27 protein-coding genes are annotated in these 26,172 nt (G+C 60.3%); 12 read left to right on the forward strand and 15 right to left on the reverse strand.

What is annotated here, in order from left to right; translation table 11 throughout:
- Positions 1–174: 174 nt before the first annotated feature.
- The 3 genes from FHL16_RS20675 to FHL16_RS20685 are packed head-to-tail and all read right to left on the reverse strand — an operon-like array spanning position 175 to position 3,480.
- Complete coding sequence (locus tag FHL16_RS20675; protein WP_010462082.1) at positions 175–1,179, reverse strand: 4-hydroxythreonine-4-phosphate dehydrogenase PdxA; 1,005 nt, start codon at positions 1,177–1,179, stop codon at positions 175–177.
- Positions 1,176–2,147, reverse strand: a complete 972-nt coding sequence (locus FHL16_RS20680; protein ID WP_010462085.1) for an amidohydrolase family protein — start codon at positions 2,145–2,147, stop codon at positions 1,176–1,178. The genes FHL16_RS20675 and FHL16_RS20680 overlap by 4 nt, the downstream gene beginning before the upstream one ends.
- Positions 2,140–3,480, reverse strand: a complete 1,341-nt coding sequence (locus FHL16_RS20685; RefSeq protein ID WP_010462087.1) for an MFS transporter — start codon at positions 3,478–3,480, stop codon at positions 2,140–2,142. Before FHL16_RS20685 ends, FHL16_RS20680 begins: the two co-directional genes overlap by 8 nt.
- A gap of 377 nt (positions 3,481–3,857) precedes the next feature.
- Here FHL16_RS20685 and FHL16_RS20690 point away from each other — a divergent pair, with 377 nt between their 5' ends.
- The 4 genes from FHL16_RS20690 to FHL16_RS20705 all read left to right on the forward strand — a co-directional run bounded on the left by FHL16_RS20690 (position 3,858) and on the right by FHL16_RS20705 (position 7,997).
- Positions 3,858–4,874 (forward strand): Bug family tripartite tricarboxylate transporter substrate binding protein, encoded by a 1,017-nt coding sequence (locus tag FHL16_RS20690; RefSeq protein ID WP_077749158.1) that lies wholly within the window; start codon positions 3,858–3,860, stop codon positions 4,872–4,874.
- A 52-nt stretch (positions 4,875–4,926) separates the two neighbouring features.
- Positions 4,927–5,460: a tripartite tricarboxylate transporter TctB family protein gene (locus tag FHL16_RS20695; RefSeq protein WP_010462091.1), complete on the forward strand. Its 534-nt coding sequence runs from the start codon at positions 4,927–4,929 to the stop codon at positions 5,458–5,460.
- The gene (locus FHL16_RS20700; protein ID WP_010462093.1) at positions 5,457–6,986 is read left to right on the forward strand and encodes a tripartite tricarboxylate transporter permease; all 1,530 of its coding nucleotides are present in this window, start codon (positions 5,457–5,459) and stop codon (positions 6,984–6,986) included. The genes FHL16_RS20695 and FHL16_RS20700 overlap by 4 nt, the downstream gene beginning before the upstream one ends.
- Positions 6,987–7,055: 69 nt before the next feature.
- On the forward strand, positions 7,056–7,997 hold the full coding sequence (locus FHL16_RS20705) for a LysR family transcriptional regulator (RefSeq protein ID WP_077749159.1): 942 nt from the start codon (positions 7,056–7,058) through the stop codon (positions 7,995–7,997).
- A 46-nt stretch (positions 7,998–8,043) separates the two neighbouring features.
- On the opposite strand, the gene FHL16_RS20710 is transcribed toward FHL16_RS20705, so the two are convergent.
- The 4 genes from FHL16_RS20710 to cysK form a co-directional block, all read right to left on the reverse strand.
- Positions 8,044–8,907 carry a DMT family transporter gene (locus tag FHL16_RS20710; RefSeq protein WP_077749160.1) on the reverse strand — a complete coding sequence of 288 codons (864 nt, stop codon included), beginning with the start codon at positions 8,905–8,907 and terminating at the stop codon, positions 8,044–8,046.
- A gap of 96 nt (positions 8,908–9,003) precedes the next feature.
- On the reverse strand, positions 9,004–9,168 hold the full coding sequence (locus FHL16_RS34075) for a hypothetical protein (RefSeq protein WP_167362268.1): 165 nt from the start codon (positions 9,166–9,168) through the stop codon (positions 9,004–9,006).
- Positions 9,169–9,355: 187 nt separating this feature from the next.
- Positions 9,356–10,294 carry an aspartyl/asparaginyl beta-hydroxylase domain-containing protein gene (locus FHL16_RS20715; protein WP_010462099.1) on the reverse strand — a complete coding sequence of 313 codons (939 nt, stop codon included), beginning with the start codon at positions 10,292–10,294 and terminating at the stop codon, positions 9,356–9,358.
- Between the two features lie 215 nt (positions 10,295–10,509).
- Positions 10,510–11,484, reverse strand: coding sequence for a cysteine synthase A (cysK, locus tag FHL16_RS20720; protein WP_010462101.1), 975 nt, complete (start codon positions 11,482–11,484; stop codon positions 10,510–10,512).
- A gap of 97 nt (positions 11,485–11,581) precedes the next feature.
- Here cysK and FHL16_RS20725 point away from each other — a divergent pair, with 97 nt between their 5' ends.
- The 3 genes from FHL16_RS20725 (at position 11,582) to FHL16_RS20735 (ending at position 14,868) form a co-directional block, all read left to right on the forward strand.
- Positions 11,582–12,688 carry a DUF748 domain-containing protein gene (locus FHL16_RS20725; protein WP_446730763.1) on the forward strand — a complete coding sequence of 369 codons (1,107 nt, stop codon included), beginning with the start codon at positions 11,582–11,584 and terminating at the stop codon, positions 12,686–12,688.
- Positions 12,689–12,830: 142 nt separating this feature from the next.
- The gene (locus FHL16_RS20730; RefSeq protein ID WP_010462104.1) at positions 12,831–13,676 is read left to right on the forward strand and encodes an AAA family ATPase; all 846 of its coding nucleotides are present in this window, start codon (positions 12,831–12,833) and stop codon (positions 13,674–13,676) included.
- 13 nt (positions 13,677–13,689) lie between these two features.
- Complete coding sequence (locus FHL16_RS20735; protein WP_077749161.1) at positions 13,690–14,868, forward strand: vWA domain-containing protein; 1,179 nt, start codon at positions 13,690–13,692, stop codon at positions 14,866–14,868.
- Positions 14,869–14,980: 112 nt separating this feature from the next.
- Here the strand turns inward: FHL16_RS20735 and FHL16_RS20740 are convergent, their stop codons facing one another.
- From FHL16_RS20740 to FHL16_RS20755, 4 genes are all read right to left on the reverse strand, one after another.
- On the reverse strand, positions 14,981–15,907 hold the full coding sequence (locus tag FHL16_RS20740; protein ID WP_077749162.1) for a 5-oxoprolinase subunit C family protein: 927 nt from the start codon (positions 15,905–15,907) through the stop codon (positions 14,981–14,983).
- Complete coding sequence (gene pxpB / locus FHL16_RS20745) at positions 15,904–16,608, reverse strand: 5-oxoprolinase subunit PxpB (RefSeq protein ID WP_010462110.1); 705 nt, start codon at positions 16,606–16,608, stop codon at positions 15,904–15,906. Before pxpB ends, FHL16_RS20740 begins: the two co-directional genes overlap by 4 nt.
- Positions 16,605–17,357, reverse strand: coding sequence for a 5-oxoprolinase subunit PxpA (locus FHL16_RS20750; RefSeq protein ID WP_010462112.1), 753 nt, complete (start codon positions 17,355–17,357; stop codon positions 16,605–16,607). The genes pxpB and FHL16_RS20750 overlap by 4 nt, the downstream gene beginning before the upstream one ends.
- Before the next feature lie 62 nt (positions 17,358–17,419).
- On the reverse strand, positions 17,420–18,706 hold the full coding sequence (locus FHL16_RS20755) for an MFS transporter (protein WP_010462114.1): 1,287 nt from the start codon (positions 18,704–18,706) through the stop codon (positions 17,420–17,422).
- Between the two features lie 147 nt (positions 18,707–18,853).
- Here FHL16_RS20755 and FHL16_RS20760 point away from each other — a divergent pair, with 147 nt between their 5' ends.
- Positions 18,854–19,768 (forward strand): LysR family transcriptional regulator, encoded by a 915-nt coding sequence (locus FHL16_RS20760; RefSeq protein ID WP_010462116.1) that lies wholly within the window; start codon positions 18,854–18,856, stop codon positions 19,766–19,768.
- Positions 19,769–19,817: 49 nt separating this feature from the next.
- Here the strand turns inward: FHL16_RS20760 and FHL16_RS20765 are convergent, their stop codons facing one another.
- Genes FHL16_RS20765 through FHL16_RS20775 form a run of 3 tightly spaced genes read right to left on the reverse strand, consistent with a single transcriptional unit; the run spans position 19,818 to position 21,673 of the window.
- On the reverse strand, positions 19,818–20,360 hold the full coding sequence (locus FHL16_RS20765; protein ID WP_010462118.1) for a DUF2937 family protein: 543 nt from the start codon (positions 20,358–20,360) through the stop codon (positions 19,818–19,820).
- 12 nt (positions 20,361–20,372) lie between these two features.
- Positions 20,373–21,149 carry a class II glutamine amidotransferase gene (locus tag FHL16_RS20770; protein WP_077749163.1) on the reverse strand — a complete coding sequence of 259 codons (777 nt, stop codon included), beginning with the start codon at positions 21,147–21,149 and terminating at the stop codon, positions 20,373–20,375.
- Between the two features lie 26 nt (positions 21,150–21,175).
- Entirely contained in the window at positions 21,176–21,673 is a 498-nt protein-coding gene (locus FHL16_RS20775; RefSeq protein ID WP_010462122.1) for a hypothetical protein, read from the reverse strand.
- 257 nt (positions 21,674–21,930) lie between these two features.
- On the opposite strand from FHL16_RS20775, the gene FHL16_RS20780 reads away from it, so the two are divergent.
- Together FHL16_RS20780 and FHL16_RS20785 are read left to right on the forward strand one after the other, a co-directional pair.
- Complete coding sequence (locus tag FHL16_RS20780) at positions 21,931–23,985, forward strand: S9 family peptidase (protein ID WP_077749164.1); 2,055 nt, start codon at positions 21,931–21,933, stop codon at positions 23,983–23,985.
- A 209-nt stretch (positions 23,986–24,194) separates the two neighbouring features.
- Positions 24,195–24,668 (forward strand): cyclic nucleotide-binding domain-containing protein, encoded by a 474-nt coding sequence (locus tag FHL16_RS20785; protein ID WP_077749165.1) that lies wholly within the window; start codon positions 24,195–24,197, stop codon positions 24,666–24,668.
- On the opposite strand, the gene FHL16_RS20790 is transcribed toward FHL16_RS20785, so the two are convergent.
- Positions 24,665–24,955, reverse strand: a complete 291-nt coding sequence (locus FHL16_RS20790) for a hypothetical protein (protein WP_077749166.1) — start codon at positions 24,953–24,955, stop codon at positions 24,665–24,667. The genes FHL16_RS20785 and FHL16_RS20790 overlap by 4 nt on opposite strands.
- 80 nt (positions 24,956–25,035) lie before the next feature.
- Between FHL16_RS20790 and FHL16_RS20795 the strand changes: the two genes are divergently transcribed.
- Entirely contained in the window at positions 25,036–25,722 is a 687-nt protein-coding gene (locus FHL16_RS20795) for a spermidine synthase (protein ID WP_010462130.1), read from the forward strand.
- A 48-nt stretch (positions 25,723–25,770) separates the two neighbouring features.
- The gene (locus FHL16_RS20800; protein WP_028624492.1) at positions 25,771–26,142 is read left to right on the forward strand and encodes a YajD family HNH nuclease; all 372 of its coding nucleotides are present in this window, start codon (positions 25,771–25,773) and stop codon (positions 26,140–26,142) included.
- Positions 26,143–26,172 lie beyond the last annotated feature (30 nt).

The raw sequence follows: 26,172 nt of genomic DNA on the forward strand, positions 1-26,172 counted from the left end.
CGATAACCTGCGGTGATAGGAAAAACCGAATAGTGAGTGGATAGGGTTATCAGCCACACACAAAACAAATGTGGGAGCGAGCCTGCTCGCGAAAGCGGTAGTGCAGCCACCTTTTTAGTGACTGTCAGACCGCTATCGCGAGCAGGCTCGCTCCCACAGTGGATCAGTGTTGTGTCAGTAGTTGTTGGTGCCCATTCGGCAGGCGATTTCGAAGGCCTGGCGGATCGCGCCGACGTTGGCCTTGCCCTGCCCCGCGATGTCGAAGGCGGTGCCATGGGCCGGCGTGGTAATCGGGATCGGCAAGCCACCCTGCACCGTCACGCCTCGGGAGAAGCCCATCAACTTGATCGCGATCTGCCCCTGGTCGTGATACATCGTCACCACCGCGTCAAAGGCACTGGCATCGCCCTGGACCTTGAGGAAAATCGTGTCCGCCGGGTATGGCCCTTCGGCCGCAATCCCCAGCGCCTGGGCCGAACGAACCGCCGGGCCGATGATGTCCAGTTCTTCGCGTCCGAACGAGCCGTTGTCGCCGTTGTGCGGGTTCAGCCCACACACGCCAATGCGCGGTTTTTCCAGGCCGTTGCGCTTGAGTGCGGTGTCGATCAACTGGATCGCTTCCACTACCCGCGTCTGGGTCAGCATGCCTGGCACTTGCGCTAATGCCACGTGGGAGGTCACGCGGGAGGTCCAGAGGTTGTCGAGCACGTTGAATTCGCAGAACGGCCCGTGAAAATCCAGCAGCTCGGCGAACCAGTGCAGCTCATCGCTGTGGGCCATGCCGGCCATGTGCAGCGAGGTCTTGTTCAACGGCCCGAACAACACCGCGTCGGTGGTCCCGGCCTCGGTCAGGCGCAGGGCTTGTTCCAGCGTGTCGAGGCTGTAGCGACCGCCGATGACACTGGCTTCACTGCGTGGAAATTCACCGACGGTGTCTCCGCGAAAGTCATAGAACAGCGGCGTGTCATCATGAAACTCCAACTGATCCAGCGACTCGACGCGACGGTAAGGAAACTCCGTCCCGGCGATGCGCATGCCGCGACGCATTTCGGCCTCGTCGGCGATCAGGATCACATTGGCCTGGCTGCGCACTTCAGGCTCCGCAAGCAAACGTGCGATCAGTTCCGGGCCGATGCCTGCCGGGTCACCCAGCACCATCGCGATGGTTGTTTTGTTCATGCTTCACTCCTCAAGGGTTCAGGCCATTGGCGGTCAACGGCGCAAGGCTCGCAGCGATAAACCCGCTGCGCGTTGCTGTAGAACAGTCGCTCCTGATCGGCGCTCGGCAGATCAGCAACGATGGATTTGAAACCGCTGTAGATGTCGTCGAACGAGCCGCACAGGCTGTCCACCGGGAAGTTGCTGGCGAACATCGCCCGGTCAGTGCCGAACATGGCGATCACTTCACGCACGATCCAGGCGTTGTCCTTGGCGCGCCATGCCTGCCCCCTCTGGCCAAGGCCGGAAATCTTCACCTGCACATTTGGCCATTTGGCCAGCCGAGCCATCGCCAGGCGCCAACCGGCCAGGCCTTCGGCGCTGCGGTCATTGGGCAACCCTGCGTGGTTGAGAATCAGCGTAGTGCCGGGAAAGTCCCGAGCCAGCCGTTCGGCTTCGTGCAAGTTCCACCAGGGGGTCTGCAAATCGAAGTGCAACCCCAGCCCTTCGAGGGCGGCAAAACTGCGCCGCCAGTGTTCGTCGCTCATCAGGCTGCGCACATGACCAACCTGCGCCGGTGAAGTCGCTCCACCCGGTTTGTGACGCACGCTGCGCACGCATTTGAAACTCGCTTGTTCGGTCAGTACCGCGAGGGCGTCCGGGTGGTCGAGCCAGGCCTGCGCCACGACCGCATTGGGTACGCCGTAACGGGCCGTCAGACTTTCGATAAAAACGGTTTCGCCAATCGGGTCTTGCGGGTCCCATTCGGTCTCGACGTACACCGTTTGCACCACACGGTGCGGGCCGGCGTCAGCGAAATAGTCCTCAGGAAAATAGCGCCGTTTAATCGCGCTGTAGTCGCCGTAGCGGAACGGGATATTGGCTTCGGGCGCCAGCCACGGATGGTCATTGATCGTCGGGTCCCAGAAGTGATGATGGGCATCGATGATCGGACCGTTCCATGCTTCGCCAGATAAGTGTTCAGCCATGGCGCACCTCGTCGAGACTGATGAACAACGTCGCCAGCACAAAGACTGCCGAGCACACGGCAAAGAACCCCAGCACCGGCGCAAAACCTCCGGTCATTTGCACAATGATCCCCACCAGGATCGGCACCGCGATCCCGCCGGTGCTGCCGGCCATGTTCATCACGCCGCCGATCAACCCGACCCGCGCCGGTGCCGCCAGCAATGCTGGGAAGCTCCAGTAGAGGCTGCCCCACATCAGGAAAAACGCGGTCATGGCCAACAACGCCACGGCGGCAAACGGATTGCTCAGCGTCGGCAACAACAGAAAGGCGCCGAGGGCGACCACACCGGAAAACGCCAGCAGGCTCTTGACCGCCACGCCACGGCTGACACCTTTGCGGATCAACCCGTCACAGAGGAAACCACCGGTCAACGACCCCAGGGCCCCGCACACGAAAATCACGAAGGTGGCCGCGCCGATGCCTTTGATGTCGAAGCCGCGAGCCTGGGCCAGATAGCTCGGGCCCCAGGTCAGCAAACCGAAATACACCATCGCCCAACTGGCACGGCCGATCAGCAAGCCGCTCAGGGAACGGGCCGCGATGCCCAGGCCTTTGACCGGCACACGGGCGGCTTCGGCAGCCGGCGTCGCGCGCCCGGCGTTGATCTTCTCCAGTTCTTCGGCATTCACTTGCGGGTGAGTGGCCGGGTCATCGCGCAGATAACGCCGGGCCAGCCAGGCCAGCACCAGGGTCGCGATACCGGCAATCACGAACGCCAGGCGCCACGAATCCAGGGATGCAATCAGGTAAGCAATGATCAACCCGCCCAGCGCCACGCCCAACGGGCTGCCGCTGTCCATCAGCACCGCGCCGCGACTGCGTTCGCTCGGCGCCAGCCACAGGGAGATCAGCTTGCCACCGGACGGGAACAACGGCGCTTCGGCGGCCCCGAGTGCAACGCGGGCGAACAGCAATGACAAGCCGCCGGTCGCAAACGCCGCCAACACTTGAAAGGTGCCCCACAACCCGGTGGACCAACTGATGACCCGATGCGGGCCGAAGCGATCGATCAGCCAGCCACCGGGAATCTGCAACAGCGCATACGCCCAGAAGAAGCTGCTGAGGATCAGCCCTTGCATGCTTGGCGACAGGGAAAATTCATGGGCAATGGTCGGCATGGCGATCGACAGCGAGACCCGGTCGATCAGGTTGACCATGGTCAGCGCGAAGACGATCGCAAAGATCCGCCAGCGCACGCTGCTGGCTTTGGTGGTGCCGGCCAGGGGTGTGGCCGCGTTGATCGGTTGGGCAGCTGCGCCAGGCAGATGCAGGGAAGCACTGGGACGAGCCATGGTGCGTACCTCGTTTCTTATTGTTGTGAATGCCGTGCGTGGTCGGTTCGCCGCGCTGATGAGCACTATCGAAGGCTCGGTGATAACCGTCTAATCAATGATTGAGATACGGCGATAGCCTCGGGTTATGGCATACCGCGCTTTCAGGGGGCTTTCATCGCCGGCCGCCTTGACTGACTTTTCTCTCAAAACGCTCTGGCACACAGTTTCCAGCCCTCGTCACGTATTTGCCCCTGATGACCTATAACCGCAGGCTATCGGTGTATGTATTGTTTTGACTAGACGCCGAAGCGGAGGCTTCCCACACTCAGTCCAGGCTTGCAGCTTTTGAGCACCGACAAGTCATTCATAACAATTACAAAAAACGAGGCCCTTCCATGCGAAATGCATTCGTCCGTCGCACATCCCGTCTGTTTCTTGGCTGCACACTGGTCGCCGCCGGCGCCCTCCCCGCACTCGCCAACGCTGCCTGGCAGCCGGACAAGAACGTCGAAATCCTCGTTGCCGGCGGCCCCGGCGGCGGTACTGACCAGCTCGGTCGGCTGATCCAGTCGATCATCACCACACACAAGTTCCTCGACGTGAATACCATCGTCCTCAACAAGGGCGGCGGCAACGGTGCCGAAGCGTTCCTTGACCTGAAAATGAACAAGGGCGATCCGGAAAAACTGGTGATCGGCACCAACAACATCTACCTGTTGCCGCTGGTTTCCAAGCTTGGCTATCAATGGCAGGAGCTGACTCCCGTGGCGGCCGTTGCAGAGGACGACTTCATTCTCTGGAGCTACAAGGATGCCCCCTGGAAAGACGCCAAAGGCTTCTACGAAGCGGCCAAGACTGATCCGTCGAAACTGCGCATGGGCGGCAGTCAGTCCAAGGATGTCGACCAGACCCTGACCCTGCTGCTGAACCAGACCAACAACAGCAAACTGGTGTACATCCCGTTCAAGAGCGGCAGCGAAGCCGCGACCCAACTGGCCGGCAAACACATCGCCGCCAACGTCAACAACCCCAGCGAAAGCATCAGCCAATGGCGCGGCGACCAGGTCGAACCGCTCTGCGTGTTCAGCAAGGAACGCATGAGCTACACCGAGAAAGTCGCGGGTGATAAATCCTGGGCCGACGTTCCGACCTGCCACGAACAAGGCCTGGGTATCGATCAATACCGCTTCCCGCGCACCGTGTTCATGCCCGGCGACGTCACCGCCGAACAGCGGGCGTTCTATGTCGAGCTGATGCGCAAAGTCACCGAGACTCCAGAGTTCAAGGCCTACGTGAAACAGAACGCTTTGGTACCCACCTTCCTCGAAGGCGAGCCGCTGACTGCCTACATTGAGAAAGACACCGCCCGCGTCACCCCGGTGTTCAAAGAAGCCGGCTGGCTGAAAAACTGAGTTGTTCACGGCCGTGCGCGTGCGCACGGCCGTCACCTCTGGAGGTGCTTTGATGTCCCATTCTTCGGATTCACCGGCGCTGGTCGGTACCCGCTGGGTCGAACTCGGCCTGACACTCTTCACCACGCTGATCGGCGCGGTGGTGATGTTCGGCAGTCTCGAACAAGGTATCGGCTGGGGCGATTCCGGCCCCGAGCCGGGTTACTTCCCCTTCTACATCGGCCTGCTGTTGAGCGCCGCGAGCGTGGGCAACGGCGTGTTGACCGTGGTGCGCTGGCACGCCCTGAGCATTGCATTCGTCAGCCGCAGTGCATTCAAGCAAGTGCTGTCGGTGTTCATCCCGATTGCGCTGTTCGTCGGCGCCATGCCTTTCACCGGCATTTACGTGGCCTCGGCCTGCTTCATCGCCTGGTTCATGTGGCGTGACAAGGTGCGCGCCAAGCCTTACGGCAAATGGATGATCGGCACCGTGTCCCTCGGCGCGGTGCTGGCCAGCTACCTGATTTTCGCGTTGTGGTTCAAGGTCCCGCTGGATGCCGGCCCGATGGGCGACTGGATTGCACTGGCCGGGAGAAGTTTCAAATGAGCGAATTCGATTCCCTGCTGCAAGGCATGAACCTGATCCTCACCCCGGGCCACATCGGCCTGATGGTGATCGGCGTGCTGCTGGGCATTCTGGTCGGCGTATTGCCCGGCCTCGGCGCCCCCAATGGCGTGGCGTTGTTGCTGCCGCTGACCTTCACCATGTCGCCGGTGTCGGCGATCATTTTGCTGTCGTGCATGTATTGGGGCGCGCTGTTCGGCGGCTCGATTACCTCGATTCTGTTCAACATCCCCGGTGAGCCCTCATCGGTGGCGACCACGTTCGACGGTTACCCGATGGCCCGCGAAGGTCGCGCTGCCGAAGCGTTGACGGCCGCATTCAGTTCGGCGCTGATCGGCGCGCTGGCCGGGGTGTTGCTGCTGACCTTCCTGTCGACCAAGATTGCCGCATTCGCCATGTCTTTCAGTTCGCCGGAGTTCTTCGCGGTGTACCTGTTGGCGTTTTGCACCTTCATCGGCATGAGCAAGAATCCGCCGCTGAAAACCGTGGTGGCGATGATGATTGGTTTCGCCATGGCCGCCGTGGGCATGGACACTGTCTCCGGCAACCTGCGCCTGACCTTCGATCAGCCCGCATTGATGACGGGCATCAGCTTCGAGGTGGCCGTGATCGGCTTGTTCGGGATCGGCGAAATTCTCTGCACCGTCGAGGAAGGCCTGGTGTTTCGCGGCGAGCATGCGCGCATCACGCCGATGGTCATCCTGCGCACCTGGGCCAAGTTGCCGCGTTACTGGTGGACGATCCTGCGCAGCACCCTGGTCGGTTGCTGGATGGGCATCACACCGGGTGGCCCGACGGCGGCCTCGTTCATGAGCTACAGTCTGGCGCGGCGCTTTTCGAAGAACCGCGAGAACTTCGGCAAGGGTGAACTCGAAGGCGTGATCGCCCCGGAAACCGCCGACCACGCCGCCGGCACCAGCGCGCTGTTGCCGATGCTGACCCTCGGCATTCCCGGATCGGCGACCGCAGCGGTCATGCTCGGCGGGTTGATGATCTGGGGCCTGCATCCTGGCCCGACGTTGTTCGTCGAGCAGCACGATTTTGTCTGGGGCCTGATCGCCAGCATGTACCTCGGGAACGTGGTCAGCCTGATCGTGGTGCTGGCCACGGTGCCGCTGTTCGCCTCGATCCTGCGCATTCCGTTCTCGATCATTGCGCCGATCATCATCATGGTCTGTGCCATCGGTGCCTACTCGGTGCACAACTCGTTCGTCGACGTGGTGTTGATGCTGGGCTTCGGCGCGCTGGGTTATCTGTTCAAGAAACTCGGTTACCCGATTGCGCCGCTGGTGTTGGCGGCGGTACTGGGCGACAAGGCGGAAGATGCGTTCCGTCAGTCGATGCTGTTCTCCGACGGCCACGTGGGGATTTTCTGGTCCAACCCGTTAGTGGGCTGCCTGACCACGGCGGCGTTGCTGATGCTGTTCTGGCCGTTGATTTCCAAGGCGCTGGGCACCCTGACGGGGCTGCGCAAACCCCAGGTCGCCAAGCCTAAATCGGTGCTGTAACACGGCAATGCTGGCAACGCCTGGCATTTGTTGTCAGGCTTGCCGCAGTCCTAATTGCGAGCACGGCCCATGACCCGAATTCCTGCTGCCAATGTGATCCACAGTCGACTGCGTCTGCGCCAACTGCGGCTGATGCTGGCGTTGCAGGAATTCGGCTCGTTGCGTCGCGCCGCCGACCACATCGGCATGACCCAGCCGGCAGCCACCAAGATGTTGCACGAAGCCGAAGACTTGCTCGGCGTCGAACTCTTCGAGCGTCTGCCCCGGGGCATGCGCTCGACCCCGTTCGGGGAAACCGTCATCTACTACGCGCGCATGGTGTTTGCTGAACTGAGTGGCATGCGTGAAGAACTGGTCGCGCTCGAATCCGGCAACCTTGGCCGGGTTGCGGTCGGTGCGATTCCGGCGCTGGCCTCGGGGCTGTTGACCCGCACCATCGCGACCTTGAAGCAAAGCCATCCACGCTTGTCGATGAGCATTCAGGTCGACACCAGCGACGTGCTGGTGCAGGCGCTGTTGCAGGACCAGCTGGATATCGTATTGGGCCGGATTCCGGCGGGCGCACGGGCCGAAGAGTTGCTGTTCGACAGCCTCGGCGAAGAAGCCTTGTGCGTCATCTCCGGCGCGCAGAACCCGTTGGCGAAAGAGAAAAACCTGAGCTGGGCCGAGTTGCAGAACATGACTTGGGTGCTGCAACAGCAACCGAGTCCGATGCGCGCGATCATCAATCAGGTATTCCACAATGCGCGGGTCGACATCCCCAGCAGCATCGTTGAGACCACCTCGATCATGACCTTGCTGTCCTTGATCCAGCAGACCGACATGCTGGGCGTCACACCGGTGTCGGTGGTGGAGGATTACCCGGGCCGTGATTTGCTGGCGGTGTTGCCGATCAAGTTTGAAGCACGGCTGCCGCCGTACGGGCTGATTACCCGCCGTCACCGCATTCAATCGTCAGCGATGCAGGCGTTCATGAATTCGGTGCGGGCCGAGCACGCGCTGACCAAATAAAAAAGGCCCGGAGCCAATGCTCCGGGCCTTTCATTTTCACGCTGCTTTACGCTGCTTTACGGAACACAAATACCAGCCCGACGATGATCAGCAGCATGCCGAGCATGCTCAATACCGCCAGCCGATTACCGAAAATCAGGTAGTCCATCACCGCCGTCACGGCCGGCACCAGGTAAAACAGACTGGTGACATTCACCAGATTGCCCCGGGCGATCAAGCGGTACAGCAGCAACGTTGCCAGCACCGACACCACCAATCCCATCCACAGCACCGGCACGATAAACCCGCTGCCGTGTTCGAAATGAAACGGCTGGAACGGCACGAAGATCCCGCAGAGCAGCAGCCCCGCGAGGTACTGCACCGGCAGTGTGCCGAGGGGATTGTCGGTGATGCGCTTCTGCATGATCGAGCCAAAGGTCATGCTCGCCAACGCCAGCAAACCAAAAAGCATCCCGGCCAAAGACATGCCGGCCAGACCGATGCCCTGGTAAACCACCATGATCAACCCGACCAGGCCCAGCGCCAGACCGAACATCCGGCTGGCCGAGCGCTGACGCTCCATGATCACCACCGTGAGAATCGGCTGCACACCCATGATGGTTGCCATAACGCCCGGTGTGACTTTGAGGTCCAGAGCCAGCAGATAAAAAATCTGATAAGCCCCCAGCAACACCACGCCCGTGGCCATCGCATACAACATCGCTTTGCCACCCTTGGGCAATTTCAGCTTGAGCAACGGCACCAGCAGCATCAATCCGCACAAGGCGATGGCAAAGCGAATCAGCAGAAAGGCAAAGGGCGATGCGTGGGCCAGGCCCCATTTGGAGAAGATCGCACCGCTGCTCCACAGCAGAACGAACAGGCTCGTGGACGCCGCCGCGAGCGCGGATTTTTTCGACAGGACAAACATGAATACCACCTGTAGTCAGGCAAGAAGCCAACTCAGCCGAAGCTGAAATTCAGTAGTTTTTTTCAGGCGGGCGCGCAGAACAGCAAAGAACGCTGATCAGCCCGAAACGCCAACGCCCGGCGGTGATACGACTGCGTACACCGGCGTGCTACTGACAGGTGGGGGGTAATGACTGATCTGCGCAGGCTGCTTATTCCCGCACGGCACGACGCCAGCGTTGACCGCTGAATCGACTACCGCATTGATGAGGGAAGCTGGCATGGGCTGATCTTTTTTGATGGGGTGGGCGGTGGGTCAGAGAACCACCGAGCGCCGACTATAACCAGCGGCGGACATGGATTGCAATGACTTGGACAAAGGGCCAGTCACGACACCTCGTCGCGGGCGCGCCATTTAAATTCTGCTCATAAAAAAACCGCTCCCAAGAGCGGTTTTCTTTTGAATCCAGTCACGCAAACAACCAATACCCCAACAACGTCAGCACCACCACCGCCAACACCGGCCGCAGCACGCGGTACGCCTTGGGATTACGACGCTTCCAGCGTTTGACCACGCCACTGACCTTGTCGCTGGAATTCTTGCTCCAGGCATACGCCTGGTTAATCCCGCCGACACGTTCATCATCAAGGTTCTGAGGTGCGGTGGCGCGACCGAGCAAGCCGCTGAGCCAGCGGTTGATGAAGGTCATGACGCGGTTGCTCAGCGGTCGTTCGATGTCGCAGAACAGAATGACGCGGGTTTTCTCGGATTCGTTCTTGACCCAATGCACGTAGGTCTCATCAAACATCACATCTTCACCATCACGCCAGGCATACACCTGGCCGTCGACAAAGATACGGCAATCGTCGGAGTTCGGCGTCGACAGCCCCAGGTGATAGCGCAGCGAACCGGCAAACGGGTCGCGGTGCGGGTTGAGGTGGCTGCCACCCGGCAGCAACGCGAACATTGCACCCTTTACGTTGGGAATACTGCTCACCAGCGCCACGGTTTTCGGGCACAAGGCTTCAGCGGATGGCAGGGGTTTGTCGTACCACTTGAGGTAGAAACGTTTCCAGCCTTTCTTGAAAAACGAACCAAACCCCGCATCGTTGTGTCTTTCGGCGGCGCGGATGTAACCCTCGTCGAACAGGTGCATGGCTTCGTCGCGGATGACTTCCCAGTTGTCTTTGAGCACGTCCAGTTCCGGAAACTTGCTGCGGTCCAGATAGGGTTTGGACGGCACCCCGGAGAACAGGTACATCAAGGCGTTGTAAGGCGCAAACAAGGCCGAGTGATTGACGAATTGACGCAGAACCGGCAATCGCGCCTTCCCGCGCAAATGCACATAGAGGGTGCTGCCCAGGAATAGCAGCAACACTGACGCTTTCGCGGCAAAGGAAAAGGTCATCTACGGCTCCTTGAGGTTAGGCTCTTCGCACAACGCCATTTACCCGACGTGGCAGCCGGCCATGATAAACACTACCGGCCTCGGGAAAAACCCGCAAAACTCGACATTCAGTATTAAGGTTTGTGCAATAAAGCACTTATTAACATAAGGTTCCTGAACGGGGGCTGACCTGAATCAGCCCTCTCACCAAAAGATCAAACCATCGCAGGCAGCGCCTACTGCTGATTTTCCTGCTCGGTGAACAGGTCGCTGAACAACATGCTCGACAAGTAGCGCTCACCGGAATCCGGCAGGATCACCACGATGGTCTTGCCCTGCATTTCCGGTGTTTCGGCCAGACGCACCGCCACCGCCATCGCGGCGCCACAGGAAATACCGCACAAAATCCCTTCTTCCTGCATCAGGCGCAGCGCCATGGCCTTCGATTCGTCATCGGTGACCAACTCAACCCGATCGACGATCGACAAGTCCAGATTCTTCGGGACAAAACCGGCACCGATCCCCTGGATCTTGTGCGGGCTCGGCTTGATCTCTTCACCGGCTATCGCCTGGGTAATCACCGGCGACACCACCGGTTCCACAGCTACCGAGATAATCGGTTTGCCTTGGGTATTCTTGATATACCGCGAAACACCGGTAATGGTTCCGCCGGTTCCAACGCCCGCGACCAGCACATCGACTGCGCCGTCAGTATCGTTCCAGATTTCCGGACCGGTGGTTTTCTCGTGAATGGCCGGGTTGGCCGGGTTGTCGAACTGCGACGGCATGAAGTATTTGGCCGGATCGCTGGCCAGGATCTCGGCAGCCTTCTCAATGGCGCCCTTCATGCCTTTGGCCGGTTCGGTCAGCACCAGTTCGGCGCCCAGTGCCTTGAGGACTTTGCGTCGCTCGATACTCATCGACGCGGGCATGGTCAGCATCAACTTGTAACCACGGGCCGCGGCAACAAAGGCCAGGCCAATGCCGGTATTGCCCGACGTCGGTTCGACGATGGTCATGCCAGGCTTGAGTTTGCCGGAGCTTTCGGCGTCCCAGATCATGCTCGCGCCGATCCGGCACTTGACCGAGTAACCCGGGTTGCGCCCTTCGATCTTGGCCAGGATGGTCACACCGCGCGGGGCAATGCGGTTGATCTGCACCAGCGGCGTATTGCCAATGGAATGGGCGTTGTCAGCGTATATACGGCTCATGGCTGGGTCCTTGTACAGCGTTGAATAAGCCCCCAAAGGTATGCCTGTTGCCAGTGGTCGTCCAGTCAGGTCGAACGTCCGGTAAACACCGCAGTCAATGGCTTTACATCGTCAGAGATTTGCCGCCATGAAACGTCGATACCGTTGGCCCCTGTGGACCCTCGCCGGTCTCGTTGTGCTGCTGATTGCCCTGCACTTCGCCCTGCCCTACCTGGTGCGCGATTACTTGAACGAGAAACTGGCGGACATGGGCGATTACCGGGGCCAGGTCACCGACGTCGACCTCGCGCTGTGGCGCGGCGCCTACAAGATCAACGGGCTGAAAATCGTCAAGGTCGACGGCAAGGTCCCGGTGCCTTTCGTCAATGCACCGCTAATCGACCTGTCTGTCAGTTGGCACTCACTCTGGTCCGACCGCGCTGTGGTGGCCGAAGTGCAGTTCTTCAACCCTGAGGTGAACTTCGTCGACGGCGGCGCCAACAAACAAAACTCCCAGACCGGTCAAGGCACCGACTGGCGCGCGCAGTTGAGCAAACTGGCGCCGTTCACCTTTAACGAAATACGCATCTACGACGGCAAGATCAACTTTCGAAACTTCAATTCCAAGCCCCCCGTCAACATGAACGCCACTCAGGTCAACGCCAGCCTCTATAACCTGACCAACGTGGTCGACACCGAAGGCAAGCGCGACGCGCGCTTTGAAGGCAAGGCCCTGTTGCTGGGCCACGCCCCACTGGAAACCACGGCCACCTTCGACCCCTTGAGCAATTTCGAAGACTTCGAATTCCGCCTGCGCGCCAAGGATATCGAGCTCAAGCGCATGAACGACTTCGCCTCGGCCTATGGCAAATTCGACTTCAACGCCGGTCACGGCGATGTAGTCATTGAAGCGCAGGCCAAAAAAGCCCAATTGACCGGCTATATCAAGCCGCTGCTCAAAGACGTGGACGTGTTCAACTGGCAGCAGGACGTGGAAAACAAGGACAAAGGGCTGTTCCGGTCCATCTGGGAAGCCATTGTCGGCGGCTCCGAAACCGTGCTGAAAAACCAGGGCAAGAACCAGTTTGCCACTCGCGTAGAACTGAGCGGCAACGTGCATCGACAAGATATCAGCGCGTTCCAGGCGTTTTTGCAGATTTTACGCAATGGTTTCGTTCAGGCATTCAATGCCCGGTATGAGCGGCCGAAACCGGATCAGGGTTAAGTCACCAAGTGACGCCCCATTCAGAGACTGAATAAGCCGTCTGCGTTCACAGTCGACCGGCCTGCGCGTTATAGTCGGGCACTACACTTATTGCGCCCCGCCCTGCCTGATTCAGGTCGGCTTACCGTTCGAGGATTAGCAGATGAAGTTCGAAGGCACCCAGGCCTACGTCGCCACCGATGACCTGAAGCTGGCGGTCAACGCCGCCATTACCCTGGAGCGTCCACTGCTGGTCAAGGGCGAGCCAGGCACCGGCAAAACCATGCTCGCCGAGCAATTGGCCGAATCCTTCGGTGCGAAATTGATCACCTGGCACATCAAGTCCACCACCAAGGCGCATCAGGGCCTGTACGAGTACGACGCGGTCAGTCGCCTGCGTGACTCGCAACTGGGCACGGAAAAAGTCCACGACGTTCGCAACTACCTGAAAAAGGGCAAGCTCTGGGAAGCGTTCGAGTCCGAAGAGCGAGTGATTCTGCTGATCGACGAAATCGACAAGGCCGACATCGAGTTCCCGAACGACCTGCTGCAAGAACTCGACAAGATGGAGTTCTACGTTTACGAGATCGACGAAACCATCAAGGCCAAGAAACGCCCGATCATCATCATTACCTCCAACAACGAGAAAGAGCTGCCGGACGCCTTCCTGCGCCGCTGCTTCTTCCACTACATCGCGTTCCCGGATCGCGTGACGCTGCAGAAAATCGTCGACGTGCACTACCCGAACATCAAGAAAGACCTGGTCAGCGAAGCGCTGGACGTGTTCTTCGACGTGCGCAAGGTCCCGGGCCTGAAGAAGAAGCCTTCGACCTCGGAACTGGTGGACTGGCTGAAGCTGCTGATGGCCGACAACATCGGCGAAGCGGTACTGCGCGAACGCGATCCGACCAAAGCGATCCCACCCTTGGCAGGCGCCCTGGTGAAAAACGAACAGGATGTTCAATTGCTTGAGCGCCTGGCGTTCATGAGCCGTCGCGGCACCCGCTAAGAGGCTGATCGCCATGCTGCTCAACCTGTTCAATGAAATGCGCGCAGCCAAGGTGCCGGTCTCGGTGCGTGAGCTTCTGGACCTGATCAATGCGCTGAAACAACGCGTGACCTTCGCCGACATGGACGAGTTCTATTACCTGTCCCGGGCGATTCTGGTGAAGGACGAACGGCATTTCGACAAGTTCGACCGCGCGTTCGGCGCCTACTTCAATGGCCTGGAGAAACTCGACGATCACCTTCAGGCCTTGATTCCTGAAGATTGGCTGCGCAAGGAATTCGAGCGTTCCCTGACTGAAGAAGAGCGGGCCGCGATCCAGTCCCTCGGCGGTCTGGACAAGCTGATCGAAGAATTCAAGAAACGCCTCGAAGAACAGAAAGAACGCCATGCCGGCGGTAACAAATGGATCGGCACCGGCGGCACCAGTCCGTTTGGCTCCGGCGGCTTCAACCCGGAAGGCATTCGTGTCGGCGATGCCGGCAAGCGCCAGGGCAAAGCGGTCAAGGTGTGGGATCAGCGCGAGTACAAGAACCTCGACGATTCGGTGGAACTGGGCACGCGCAACATCAAGGTCGCCCTGCGCCGCTTGCGCAAATTCGCCCGTCAGGGCGCGGCGGAAGAGCTGGACATCGACGGCACTATCGACCACACCGCGCGCGATGCCGGCCTGCTGAATATCCAGATGCGGCCGGAGCGGCGTAACACCGTCAAGCTGTTACTGCTATTCGACATCGGCGGCTCGATGGACGCGCATGTGAAGATCTGCGAGGAACTGTTCTCTGCCTGCAAGACCGAGTTCAAGCACCTGGAGTACTTCTACTTCCACAACTTCATTTATGAGTCTGTGTGGAAGAACAACATGCGCCGCACTTCCGAGCGCACGTCGACCCAGGACCTGCTGCACAAGTACGGCGCCGACTACAAAGTGATCTTCATTGGTGACGCTGCGATGGCACCGTATGAAATCACCCAGGCCGGCGGCAGCGTCGAGCACTGGAACGAAGAAGCCGGTTATGTGTGGATGCAGCGGTTCATGGAGAAGTACAAGAAGGTCATCTGGATCAACCCCTATCCGAAAGATACGTGGGGGTATACGTCGTCGACCAATATTGTGCGGGACTTGATTGACGACCAGATGTACCCGTTGACGTTGCGGGGGTTGGAGGAAGGGATGAGGTTTCTTTCCAAATAGAGATTTTTGTTGTCTGTGAAAACGTCTTCGCGGGCAAGCCTCGCTCCTACAGGTTTCTGTGTTCGTGCATCGTGCACCAACCCTGTAGGAGCGAGGCTTGCCCGCGAAGCTTTTAGCGGTTTGAAAATCGCTGCAAATACTCGACCTGTTCGCGATGCGCCACCTCCTGCACCACAGGCCGCAACCGCACTTTCGCCCCCGGCAAGCACTGCGCCAGCCGCGCGAGTGCCAACGGCGTCAACGCCCCCAATCGCGGATAACCGCCAATGGTCTGCCGATCATTGAGCAACACAATCGGCTGCCCGTCCGGCGGGACCTGGACCGCGCCTAGCGGGATGCCTTCGGAAATCATCGGCTGGCCCTGATACTGCAACGGCGTTCCCAGCAAGCGAATGCCCATGCGATCGGCACGGCTGTCGAGGGTCCAGACGCTGTTGAACGCATCGAACAGGCTCTGCCCGCTGAACTCACCGATCTGCGCGCCGAGGACCACATCCAGTGGCGAATCGACTTTGAAATTAGGCCGGTGTTCTGCCGGTAACTCCCGCAGCAATAACAGCGCACTCCCGCGATAGCTCAACGGCGCGCCTTTGGCCAATGGCCGGCCCATACCATCCAGGCCGCCGAGTTCTTCACGGACCACCGTCGCGCTGCTGCCCAACACCTTTGGCGCGTCAAACCCGCCCGGTGCCGCCAGATAGGCTCGCGCCCCGAGCAGCGGTTGAGTGAATTGCAATCGCTGGCCCTTGTTCAGCCGGAAACTGCGCCACGGCGCCAATGCCTCGCCATCCACTTTCGCGCCCAGGTCCGCCCCGGCCAGCGCCAACACGCAGTCTTCCTCGGCTACGACGCTGAAACCGCCGAGGGTGATTTCAATCACCGGCGCATCAAGGCCATTGCCCAACAACCAATTGGCCCATGACATCGAACGCCAATCCAGCCCGCCGCCCTGGGTCACACCCAGATGCCGCACGCCGAAACGACCCGCGTCCTGCAACAGGCACAGCGGCGTACTCGCCTCAATCAATAGACGGCTCATGCCTGGGCCTCCAATGGCGTGTCGTCACCGCCCAGGTTGATGAACTGCGCATGGTCGACCGCTTCAAAGCGCACGGTGTCACCCGGTTGCATCAGGCTGTAACCATCGCGTTCGCGGTCGAACAATTTGGCGGGCGTACGGCCGATCAGGTTCCAGCCGCCGGGGGACACCACCGGGTAGGCGGCGGTTTGCCGCTCGGCGATGCCGACACTGCCGGCCGCCACCTTTTTACGCGGCGTATTCAGACGCGGCGCGGCAAGCACTTCTTCCACCAGCCCCATGAAAGCGAACCCCGGCGCGAAACCCAGCGCGAACACTTGATACTCGCGCTCGCTGTGGCGGCGGATCACCTCGTCCACCGACAGCCCGCTGCGCTGAGACAACAAGCTCAACTCCGGACCGACGCTCAAGTCATACCAGACCGGCAGCACATGGCATTTACCGCGAGTGCTCGCGTTGGGTGACAGGTCGATCAGCGCCTGGGCGATCAATTCCCGGGCTTGAGTCGGACTCAACGCCGTCAAGTCGTAATGCACCATCAATGTCGTGTAAGACGGCACCAGATCAATCAGATGCCCGGCAAACGCAGCGCGCAGGTTTTCGCTGGCCGCCAGCATCCACGGCATGTTGGCTTCGGCAATTTCATCGAACAGACGCACCATCAGGCAATCCAGCGCCACCACCTCAACCCGCGGTTTCATGGTGCGCTCTGCTGATCAAGGGCTTCGCGAATCCGGCGCACGGCGGCCACCGAACTGGCGTTGTCACCGTGGACGCACAGGGTGTTGGCCTGCAAGTGCAAGGCGCTGCCGTCGCTGGCGATGAGGTTGTCGCCACGGGCGATGGTCAGCGCTTGCTCGATAATGGTTTCGGGATCGTGGTGTACCGCCCCCGGCAGTTGCCGCGAAACCAACATGCCGGCACTGTCGTAGGCACGGTCGGCGAAGGCTTCGAACCACAAGGTCACGCCGTATTCATCGCCCAGTTGCTGGGCGGCGCTGTTGTCGCGCGTGGCCATGAGCATCAGCGGCAAGGTCCGGTCATACGCCGCCACGGCCTGAAGCACCGCGCGCAATTGCGCCGGGTTGGCCATCATGTCGTTGTACATTGCGCCGTGGGGTTTGACGTAACTGACGCGCCCGCCTTGGGCCCGGCAGATGCCGTCGAGGGCGCCGATCTGGTAATGCAAAATGTCCTGAAGTTCCTGGGCGGTGTAGGCCATGGAGCGGCGGCCGAAACCCACCAGGTCCTGATAGGCCGGATGCGCGCCGATCTGCACGCCGTTACTCAGGGCCAGGCCGACGGTCTTGCGCATGATGCTCGGGTCGCCGGCATGGAAGCCGCAGGCGATGTTGGCGCAATCGATGAAGGGCATGACCTCGGCGTCCAGACCCATGGTCCAGTTGCCGAAACTCTCGCCGATGTCGCAATTCAATAGCAGGCGGCTCACGGTGAACACTCCTGTAGGCATTTTCTTTTTTTGCTGTCGGGCAGATGCCCGCAGATTATCAGCTACTCGGCTTCAAGTTGTTTGCCACGGGTTTCCGGCAAGCTCAACGCAGCAAGGATCACCACACCGTAGGACACCGCCGCAAAAGCCCCGATGCCTACGCTCAATGGCACCTTCTGGCTCATCAAACCGATCAGCAACGGAAACAACGCCGCCAGTGCCCGGCCGATGTTGTAGCAAAAGCCCTGCCCCGAACCGCGAATACGTGTCGGAAACAGCTCGGTCAAAAACGCGCCCATGCCACTGAAAATCCCCGAAGCGAAGAAGCCCAGCGGGAAGCCCAGCCACAGCATCACGCCGTTACTGACCGGCAACTGGGTGTAGAGCAACACGATGGTGAACGAGCCGACGGCGAACAGGATGAAGTTTCGTTTGCGGCCGAGGATGTCCGTCAAATAGGCACTGATGACGTAGCCGACGTAGGAACCGACGATCACCATCGCCAGATAACCGCCCGTGCCGAGTACGCTTAAACCGCGTTCGTTTTTCAGAAACGTCGGCAGCCAGGACGTGATCGCGTAGTAACCGCCCAGTGCGCCCGTGGTCAGCACCGAAGCGCGAATCGTGGTGAAGAGGATACCGGGGGCGAAGATCTCGTAGAACTTCGCGGCGTTGCCCGGCTCCTGCTTGGCCTTGGCTTCGCGGTAGATTTCCGGGTCCTTGACCAGTCGACGGACGAAGATCACGAAAATCGCCGGCACGATGCCGAGGATGAACAGCGCACGCCAGGCATCTTCCGGCGGCAATACCGAGAACAGCAGCGCATAGAGAATCGCCGTCAGCCCCCAACCCAGCGCCCAGCCCGATTGCACCATGCCCACGGCCTTGCCGCGGTCCTTGGCGCGAATCACCTCGCCCATCAGCACTGCGCCGGCGGTCCACTCACCGCCAAAACCGAAGCCCATCAAGGTGCGGCTGATCAACAGTTGCTCGTAGTTTTGCGCGAAGCCGCAGAGGAAGGTGAAGAAGGCAAACCACAGCACCGTCAGTTGCAAGGTGCGCACACGGCCGATGCGGTCCGACAGAATCCCCGCCACCCAACCACCGATGGCCGACGCAATGAGCGTGCTGGTATGGATCAGCCCGGCCTCGCCAGTCGTGATGCCCCACATGGCAATCAGGGTCGGCACCACGAAGCTGAGCATCTGGGTGTCCATGCCGTCCAGGCCATAGCCGATCTTGCAGCTCCAGAAGGTGCGGCGTTCCTGCTGATTGATGTTGCGGTACCAGTCGAAAGGTCCCGGCCGAGACGTGGCTTTGGGGATGTCGAGCGTGTCGGGCGCACTCATGGCAACTCTCCGTGCAAATTTTATTGGTATTGTTCTGAGCCCCGACGACGCCTATCGTGGGAACCGGATGGCCTGATTTTTGGTTGTCCGGCCCTGCTGCGTCCAACTAATAAAAACCCGCCCTAGGCATAAGAAAAACTTAACGCCATGAACCTGAAATTTCTCGAGACCTTTGTCTGGGTCGCCCGACTCAAGAGTTTCCGCCTGACGGCTGACAAGCTCTTCACCACCCAGGCATCGATTTCCAGCCGCATCGCGGTACTCGAAGGCGAGCTCGGGGTGAAGTTGTTTCTGCGCGACTCGCGGGGGGTGAGCCTGACGCCCGAAGGCTTGAAAGTGCTCGAGTACGCCGAGCAGATGATGGACACCATGCAAGCCCTCAAGCAGTCGATCGAGACGCGCTCAAGCAAGGTCGGGCGCGTGCGGATCGGCGTGATGGACACGGTGATTCACACGTGGCTGAGCCCGTTGGTGGCACAGATGATGGATCACTATCCGCGGGTGGAAATCGAGCTGGTGGCCGATACGGCGCTCAACCTCTGCGATCAGCTGCAAAAAGGCTTTCTCGATCTGATCCTGCAAACCGATCTGGTGCGTCAGGAAAGCGTGCGCAGCCTTGAACTGGCGAGCCATCCGATGGGCTGGATTGTCGCCAGCAATTCGATCTACAACCGTGGGTACACCGGCATTGCCGATCTGGCGCGCGAGCGGATCATTACCTACTCGAAAAACTCACATCCACATCAGGACATTCTGAGTCTGATGCAGGCGAACGGGGTCATGACGCCGCGGCTGAACTGCGTGAACTCGGTGTCGGCGATCACCCGATTGCTGCGCGACGGATTCGGCATTGGTGCGTTGCCGCCGGTTCTGGTAGCCGAGGAACTGGCGCGGGGGGAATTGACCTTGCTGGCCATCGATCAACAGCTGCCTAATTTGCAGGTCGTGGTGTCGTGGCGGGTGGGTGTGGAGTGGGTCGAGGAGATTGTTGCGTTGTGTCAGCAGGTGCTGGAGGGGTATGCGCGCAAGGTGGGTGAAGACTACATCGTCCTCGCACGCTGATCGGCGCTGATGATGATCGCTCCCACGCTCTGCGTGGGAAGGATCAGTGTTACAGGCCGCGCACATCCCGATCTTCGATCGGCCGGCTCTGGCGCAAGCGTTTGCCGCCCAGCACCACCCAGTCGATCAGACGGAACAGGCATTCGATGCCGAAGGACAGCAGCAACGCACCGCTCATGCCCCAGATCATCGCTTCCGGTGTCAGCAGGATCTGGTAGCTGTAGCCATTCCAGGTTTCCTTGCGAATATCCGGATCCGCCGCCAATGCGACCTGCAAGACACGGATGTACCACGGGCCCTGCATGGCGTGGAACTGTTTATCGAGCGCCACCTGACGGCTGAGCAAGGTGCTCAGGCTCTCGGCGTCGCTGCGGAAAATCGGGTCCTCACTGGCGCGGTAATGGGCGACCAGCGCCTGCATATCGCCCTTGAAGAACTGATTGGCGGTGCCCTGGAAACCGCTCAGGCTGGTTTGCGCCTCAATCAGATGCGCTTCGACCCGTTTCGCGTAATCGCTGATGAACCCGGGCACCTGGACACCGATCAACAGGCCCGCCGCAAACAACACCAGCCGTAGATAACTGAGCAACATCGGGTGAGATCCTTATTCGGTCTTGCCCTGGCTGACGCATTCGCCGCGTCGCCAGAGGCTCCATTGGCCCGGTTCGTAGCGGGTCCAGGTTTCGTTTTCGGTCAAAGGTTCGGTGGCGATCACCGTGACCACATCGTTGGGCGTGGTTTCGGCCTGGAAGTCGACGATCACATCGACATCCTTCAACCGCGCCGGGCCGAATGGCGCGCGACGAGTGATCTGGACCAATTTGGTCGAGCAATAGCAGAACAGCCAGTCGCCGTCACTCAACAGGCAGTTGAACACGCCTCTGCTGCGGTATTCGGCGCAAGCGGCGACCAGGTCCGGCAGCAGCGCTTCGATCTCGACCGGTTCTGGAAACGCTGCGCGCACACGGTTGAGCAGGTCACAGAACGCCGCTTCGCTGTCGGTGTCACCGACGGGGCGATAAAAGCTTTTGATCGGCTGAAAATCCGCCAGCTGACCGTTATGGGCGAAACACCAGTTGCGGCCCCACAGCTCACGCACGAAAGGGTGCGTGTTGGACAGGCAGACCTTGCCCACGTTGGCCTGACGGATATGCCCGATCACCACTTCGCTTTTGATCGGATAGCGCTGCACCAGGTTCGCCACTTCTGACTCGCTGCTGGCCGCCGGGTCCTGAAACAACCGCAGACCGCGCCCCTCATAGAAAGCGATGCCCCAACCGTCACGGTGCGGACCGGTGCGGCCGCCGCGCTGCATCAGCCCGGTGAAGCTGAACACGATATCGGTCGGCACATTGGCGCTCATGCCCAATAACTCACACATGCTCGGACTCTCGCTTCAAGGCCGGATTACAACCGCGGTTCGACCCGCAATCGCTGAGGGTTGCTCGGCACTGGCGGACGACCGTAACGATCATCGCCGGCACCGCCGAACGGATGATCGTCGTCAGGATCGTCGGCCCGGGCGGCGGCCTTGGCGGCGGCGGCCTGTTCCTTGCGAGCGTTGGAAGCCCGTTCAATAGGGAACCGGATCGCCACGAACACCAGATAAATGCCAAAGGCGATCATGCCGTACATGAACAGGTCGGAAACCGCCCGCCAGGCGTTGTTGCCCACCTTGAACAGCAGATCGAGCGCAGTGATGGCGATGGCCGGGGCCACTTTTTCCTTCACCGGGTCGATGATGGTCGGGCTGAACAGCAGTACGGCGACCAGCAGCCGCAGCGGTTCACGCAGCCAACGCCACATCCAGCGGGTGATGCGCATCCACACCAACAGGCAGCCTAAAGCGGCAAAGGCGTATAGGCCCCAAGCGATCAGATAGTCGTTCTCGGTCATGGTGTCCATGGCAAGGCAGGCAAAGAGGCGCTTATAGTAACGACTTTTCGCCCGTCAGGCGTAATCCATGTGGGAGCGAACTGTGGCGAGGGAGCTTGCTCCCGTTCGGCTGCGAAGCAGTCGCAGAGCTTTTGGGGTCGCTTCGCAACCCAGCGGGAGCAAGCTCCCTGGCCACACAGGCTCACTCCTACAGGGTCTGCACAGGCATCAATATTTGCATTGCGCCTGCAAAACCCTATTTTTCGTACAACGTCCGAGAGTCCTTCATGCCCTTATCCGCCAACGTCACCAGCGCCCCGATTGCCCACAAGGCCGACGGCCCTGACCCGTATGCCTGGCTGCAGGAGCGCGACACCGACGCGGTGCTCGACTACCTCAAGGCTGAAAACAGCTACCAAGAGGCGCAGACCGCCGATCAGGCCGGGCTGCGCGAAACCCTGTTCGAGGAGATCAAGGGCCGGATTCTCGAAACCGACCTGTCGCTGCCCTCCCCTTGGGGCCCGTACCTGTATTACACGCGCACCACCGCCGGTGACGAATACGCCCGCCACTACCGCTGCCCACGCCCGGCCGATGACAGCCTGCAACTCGACGAAAGCCAGGAACAGCTGCTGCTGGACCCGAACGAACTGGCCAATGGCGGCTTCTTTTCCCTCGGCGCGTTCAGCGTCAGCCCGGATCACCAGCGCCTAGCCTACAGCATCGATTCCACGGGCGATGAGATCTACACGCTGTTCGTGAAGGAATTGTCCAACGGCCGTGTCAGCGAACTTGAGTTCCAGGATTGCGACGGCAGCATGACCTGGGCCAATGACAGCCTGACGCTGTTTTTCGGCGAACTGGACGACACCCACCGTCCGCACAAACTGCTGCGCTATCGACTGGACGGCACGGCGGCCGAAGAAGTGTTCAACGAGCCGGACGGCCGCTTCTTCCTGCATTGCTATCGCTCCAGTTCCGAACAGCAATTGCTGCTGTCGCTGGGCAGCAAGACCACCAGCGAAGTCTGGGCCCTCGACGCCTCGCAGCCGCAGCAGGCCTTCACTTGCCTGGCGCCACGGGTTGAAGACCATGAATACGACGTCGACCACGGCACGCTGAACGGCGAGTGGGCCTGGTTCATCCGCACCAACCGCGACGGCATCAACTTTGCTCTGTACACCGCCGTGGATACCGGTGTTGCGCCCACCGAGGCCGACTGGCAGAACCTGATCCCCCACAGCGACAGCACGATGATCGAGGGCATGAGCCTGAACGTCGGCGCGATGACGTTGAGCCTGCGGGTCGGTGGCTTGCCGGTGATTGAAGTCCACCCGCAGGATTTGCCGAGCTACCGCGTGCAACTGCCGGATGCGGCGTACAGCCTGCATGTGCAGAACAGCCTGGAGTTTGTCAGCGAGCGGATCCGCCTGCGTTACGAAGCCCTGAACCGTCCGGCGCAAATTCGCCAGCTGGAGCTGGACAGTGGCGAGCAGAAAGTACTCAAGGAAACCCCGGTGCTCGGCCCGTTCGACGCCGACGCCTACGTCAGCCAGCGCCTGTGGGCGACGGCACCCGATGGCACGCAAGTACCGATCAGCCTGGTGGTCAAGCGCGAAGCCCTCGGTCAGCCGACGCCCCTGTATCTCTACGGCTACGGCGCTTACGGCGAAAGCCTTGACCCGTGGTTCTCTCATGCCCGCTTGAGCTTGCTGGATCGCGGCGTGGCGTTTGCGATTGCCCACGTACGGGGCGGCGGTGAACTGGGCGAGGCCTGGTATCGCGCCGGCAAGCAGGAACACAAGCACAACACCTTCAGCGACTTTATAGCCTGTGCCGAGCACCTGATCGACAACGGCTTCACCACCTCAGCACAATTGGCGATCAGCGGCGGCAGTGCCGGCGGTTTGCTGATCGGCGCGGTACTCAATCAGCGACCCGAGCTGTTTGGCGCGGCCATTGCCGAAGTGCCGTTCGTCGACGTGCTCAACACCATGCTCGACCCGGACCTGCCGTTGACCGTCACCGAATACGACGAGTGGGGCAATCCTGAAGAACCGGACGTTTATGATCGGATCAAGGCCTACGCCCCTTACGAAAACGTCACCGCGCAAGCCTATCCGGCGACCCTGGTGATCGCCGGCTACAACGACAGCCGCGTGCAGTACTGGGAAGCGGCGAAGTGGGTGGCGAAATTGCGCGCGACCAAAACCGACACCAATCCCCTGTTGCTCAAGACAGAACTAGGCGCCGGGCATGGCGGGATGAGCGGTCGTTACCAGGGATTGCGTGACGTAGCACTCGAATACGCATTTGTTTTCAAGGTTTTGGGGATTGCCTGAGGAACTTGGCCCGGTGTTTCGGTCTTAAGACCAGACACCGGGCCCAATACAACACAACTCCCTTGTGGGAGCGAGCCTGCTCGCGATAGCGGACTTTCAGTCAATAATTGCGTGACTGACACACTGCAATCGCGAGCAGGCTCGCTCCCACAGGGATTGGGGATGTCCCGAACAACCGGAACCAGACACAAGAAAAAGACCGTGCCGACATGTCAGAACCGACCTTACTGAACAACGAAATCCGCGACTGGCTGATGGACTGCGGCCTGTTCGATCAATTGCTGCCGGCAGACTTCGCCGCGGCCTCCGGCTACTTCAGCATCAGCACCATCGCCGAAGGCGAAGAGATTTTCCATGAGGGTGATGCCGGCAGTTTCATGTGCATCATCCATACCGGCCAGGTGTCGGTGCAGAAGACCAACGGCGACGGGCAGCTGGTGACCATGGCCACCCTGCGCAGCGGTCGCTCGTTCGGCGAAATGGCGGTGCTTGATGGCGAACGCCGCTCGGCCAGTTGCGTGGCCGCCAGCAACTGCCAACTGCTGAACCTGGGTAAGGACTCTCTGGAAAAAATGATCAACGAGGCGCCGAAAATCGCCGCCAAGATCATCCGCGCCCTCGCCGTCGCCCTTTCCAAACGTTTGCGCATGGCCGACGGGCAACTGCTCTCGCAGCAGGTTTAACCGCCTGGGGTTTTGGTTTTCGTGCTGTTCGGCTCAATCCCCGGCACCGGTTGATCCTTGGTCGGCGGACTGGGCATCTCGATCGGCACCAGCGGTGGGCCGCCACTGCCAGGCCCGGCCTTGGGCAAGGTGGTCGGGGTGATGGGCGGATACGGCGTCGGGGTCGCCGTGCCGGGCGAACCGGGGATCGGCGCAGGGCTTGCTGGAATGGTTTGCAACTGCTGGGCCTGCACTGCACTTATCGAGAGCGCGGCCAAGGCAATGACCGTTAGAATGGTGCGCTTCATCAATGGCTCCGTTGGCCTTGTTGTCATTGGCAGGCTACTCCCAACTGCCTCTGTTTGCCTTCCCCCAATTTGAGATTTCCATGAAACGTTTCGTTCTGCTCGACACCGCCCCTATCCCTGAAAACGGCGGCGCCTTGTGCCTGTTCGAGTATGGCGAGGATTTCGTCATCAAGATCCAGGGCGGCGACGGCGGGCAATTGATGAACACCCGCATGCACGGCTCAGAAGATGCCCTGGCCGAGATCCCGTGTCGCAAAGTGGCCGGCCGGCCGAACTCGCGAGTGCTGATCGGCGGCCTCGGCATGGGTTTTACCCTCGCTTCGGCCCTCAAGCATTTGGGCAAGACCGCTGAAGTGGTGGTCGCCGAGCTGGTGCCTGGCGTGGTGGAATGGAATCGCGGGCCGCTGGGCGAGAAAGCCGGCAATCCGCTGCTCGACCCGCGCACCGTGATTCGCCTGGAAGACGTGGCCAAAGTCCTGCAAGCCGAGCCGCAAGGTTTCGATGCGATCATGCTCGACGTCGACAACGGCCCCGAAGGCCTGACCCAACGGGCCAACAGCTGGCTTTACTCCGCCGGTGGCCTGAGCGCCTGCGCCAAGGCCCTGCGGCCCAAAGGCGTGCTGGCAGTGTGGTCGGCCAGCGCCGACAAGCAGTTTTCCGACAAGCTGAAGAAGGCCGGTTTCAAGGCCGAAGAAGTCCAGGTCTTCGCCCACGGCAACAAAGGCACCCGCCACACCATCTGGATTGCCGAGAAGCTCAAGGGCTGAGCTAAACTCACGCCATAACCGTCATTAGTCTTTTACAAAGGTGAACCCATGAGTTCGTCAACGCCGACCAATACCTCGAAGCTGGATCGCATCCTCGCCGACAACCAGCGCGACAAGGAAATGGGTTACCGCGACAAGGCCCTGAAGATGTACCCGCACGTGTGCGGCCGCTGCGCCCGCGAGTTCTCCGGCAAACGCCTGAGCGAGTTGACCGTGCACCACCGCGACCACAACCACGACAACAACCCGCAGGACGGCTCGAACTGGGAATTGTTGTGCCTGTATTGCCACGACAACGAACACTCGCGGTATACCGACCAGCAGTATTTTCACGAAGGCTCGCTGAGCACGCCGAAAATCGCCAAGGCGACGCATAACCCGTTTGCGGCGTTGGCGGGGCTGATGAAAAAGGAAGACTGAGCCCTTTCGCCCACACAAAGGCACGCTACC

It is taken from the genome of Pseudomonas sp. FSL W5-0299 (assembly GCF_005930655.1).
GTDB classification, from domain to species: Bacteria; Pseudomonadota; Gammaproteobacteria; order Pseudomonadales; family Pseudomonadaceae; genus Aquipseudomonas; species Aquipseudomonas mandelii.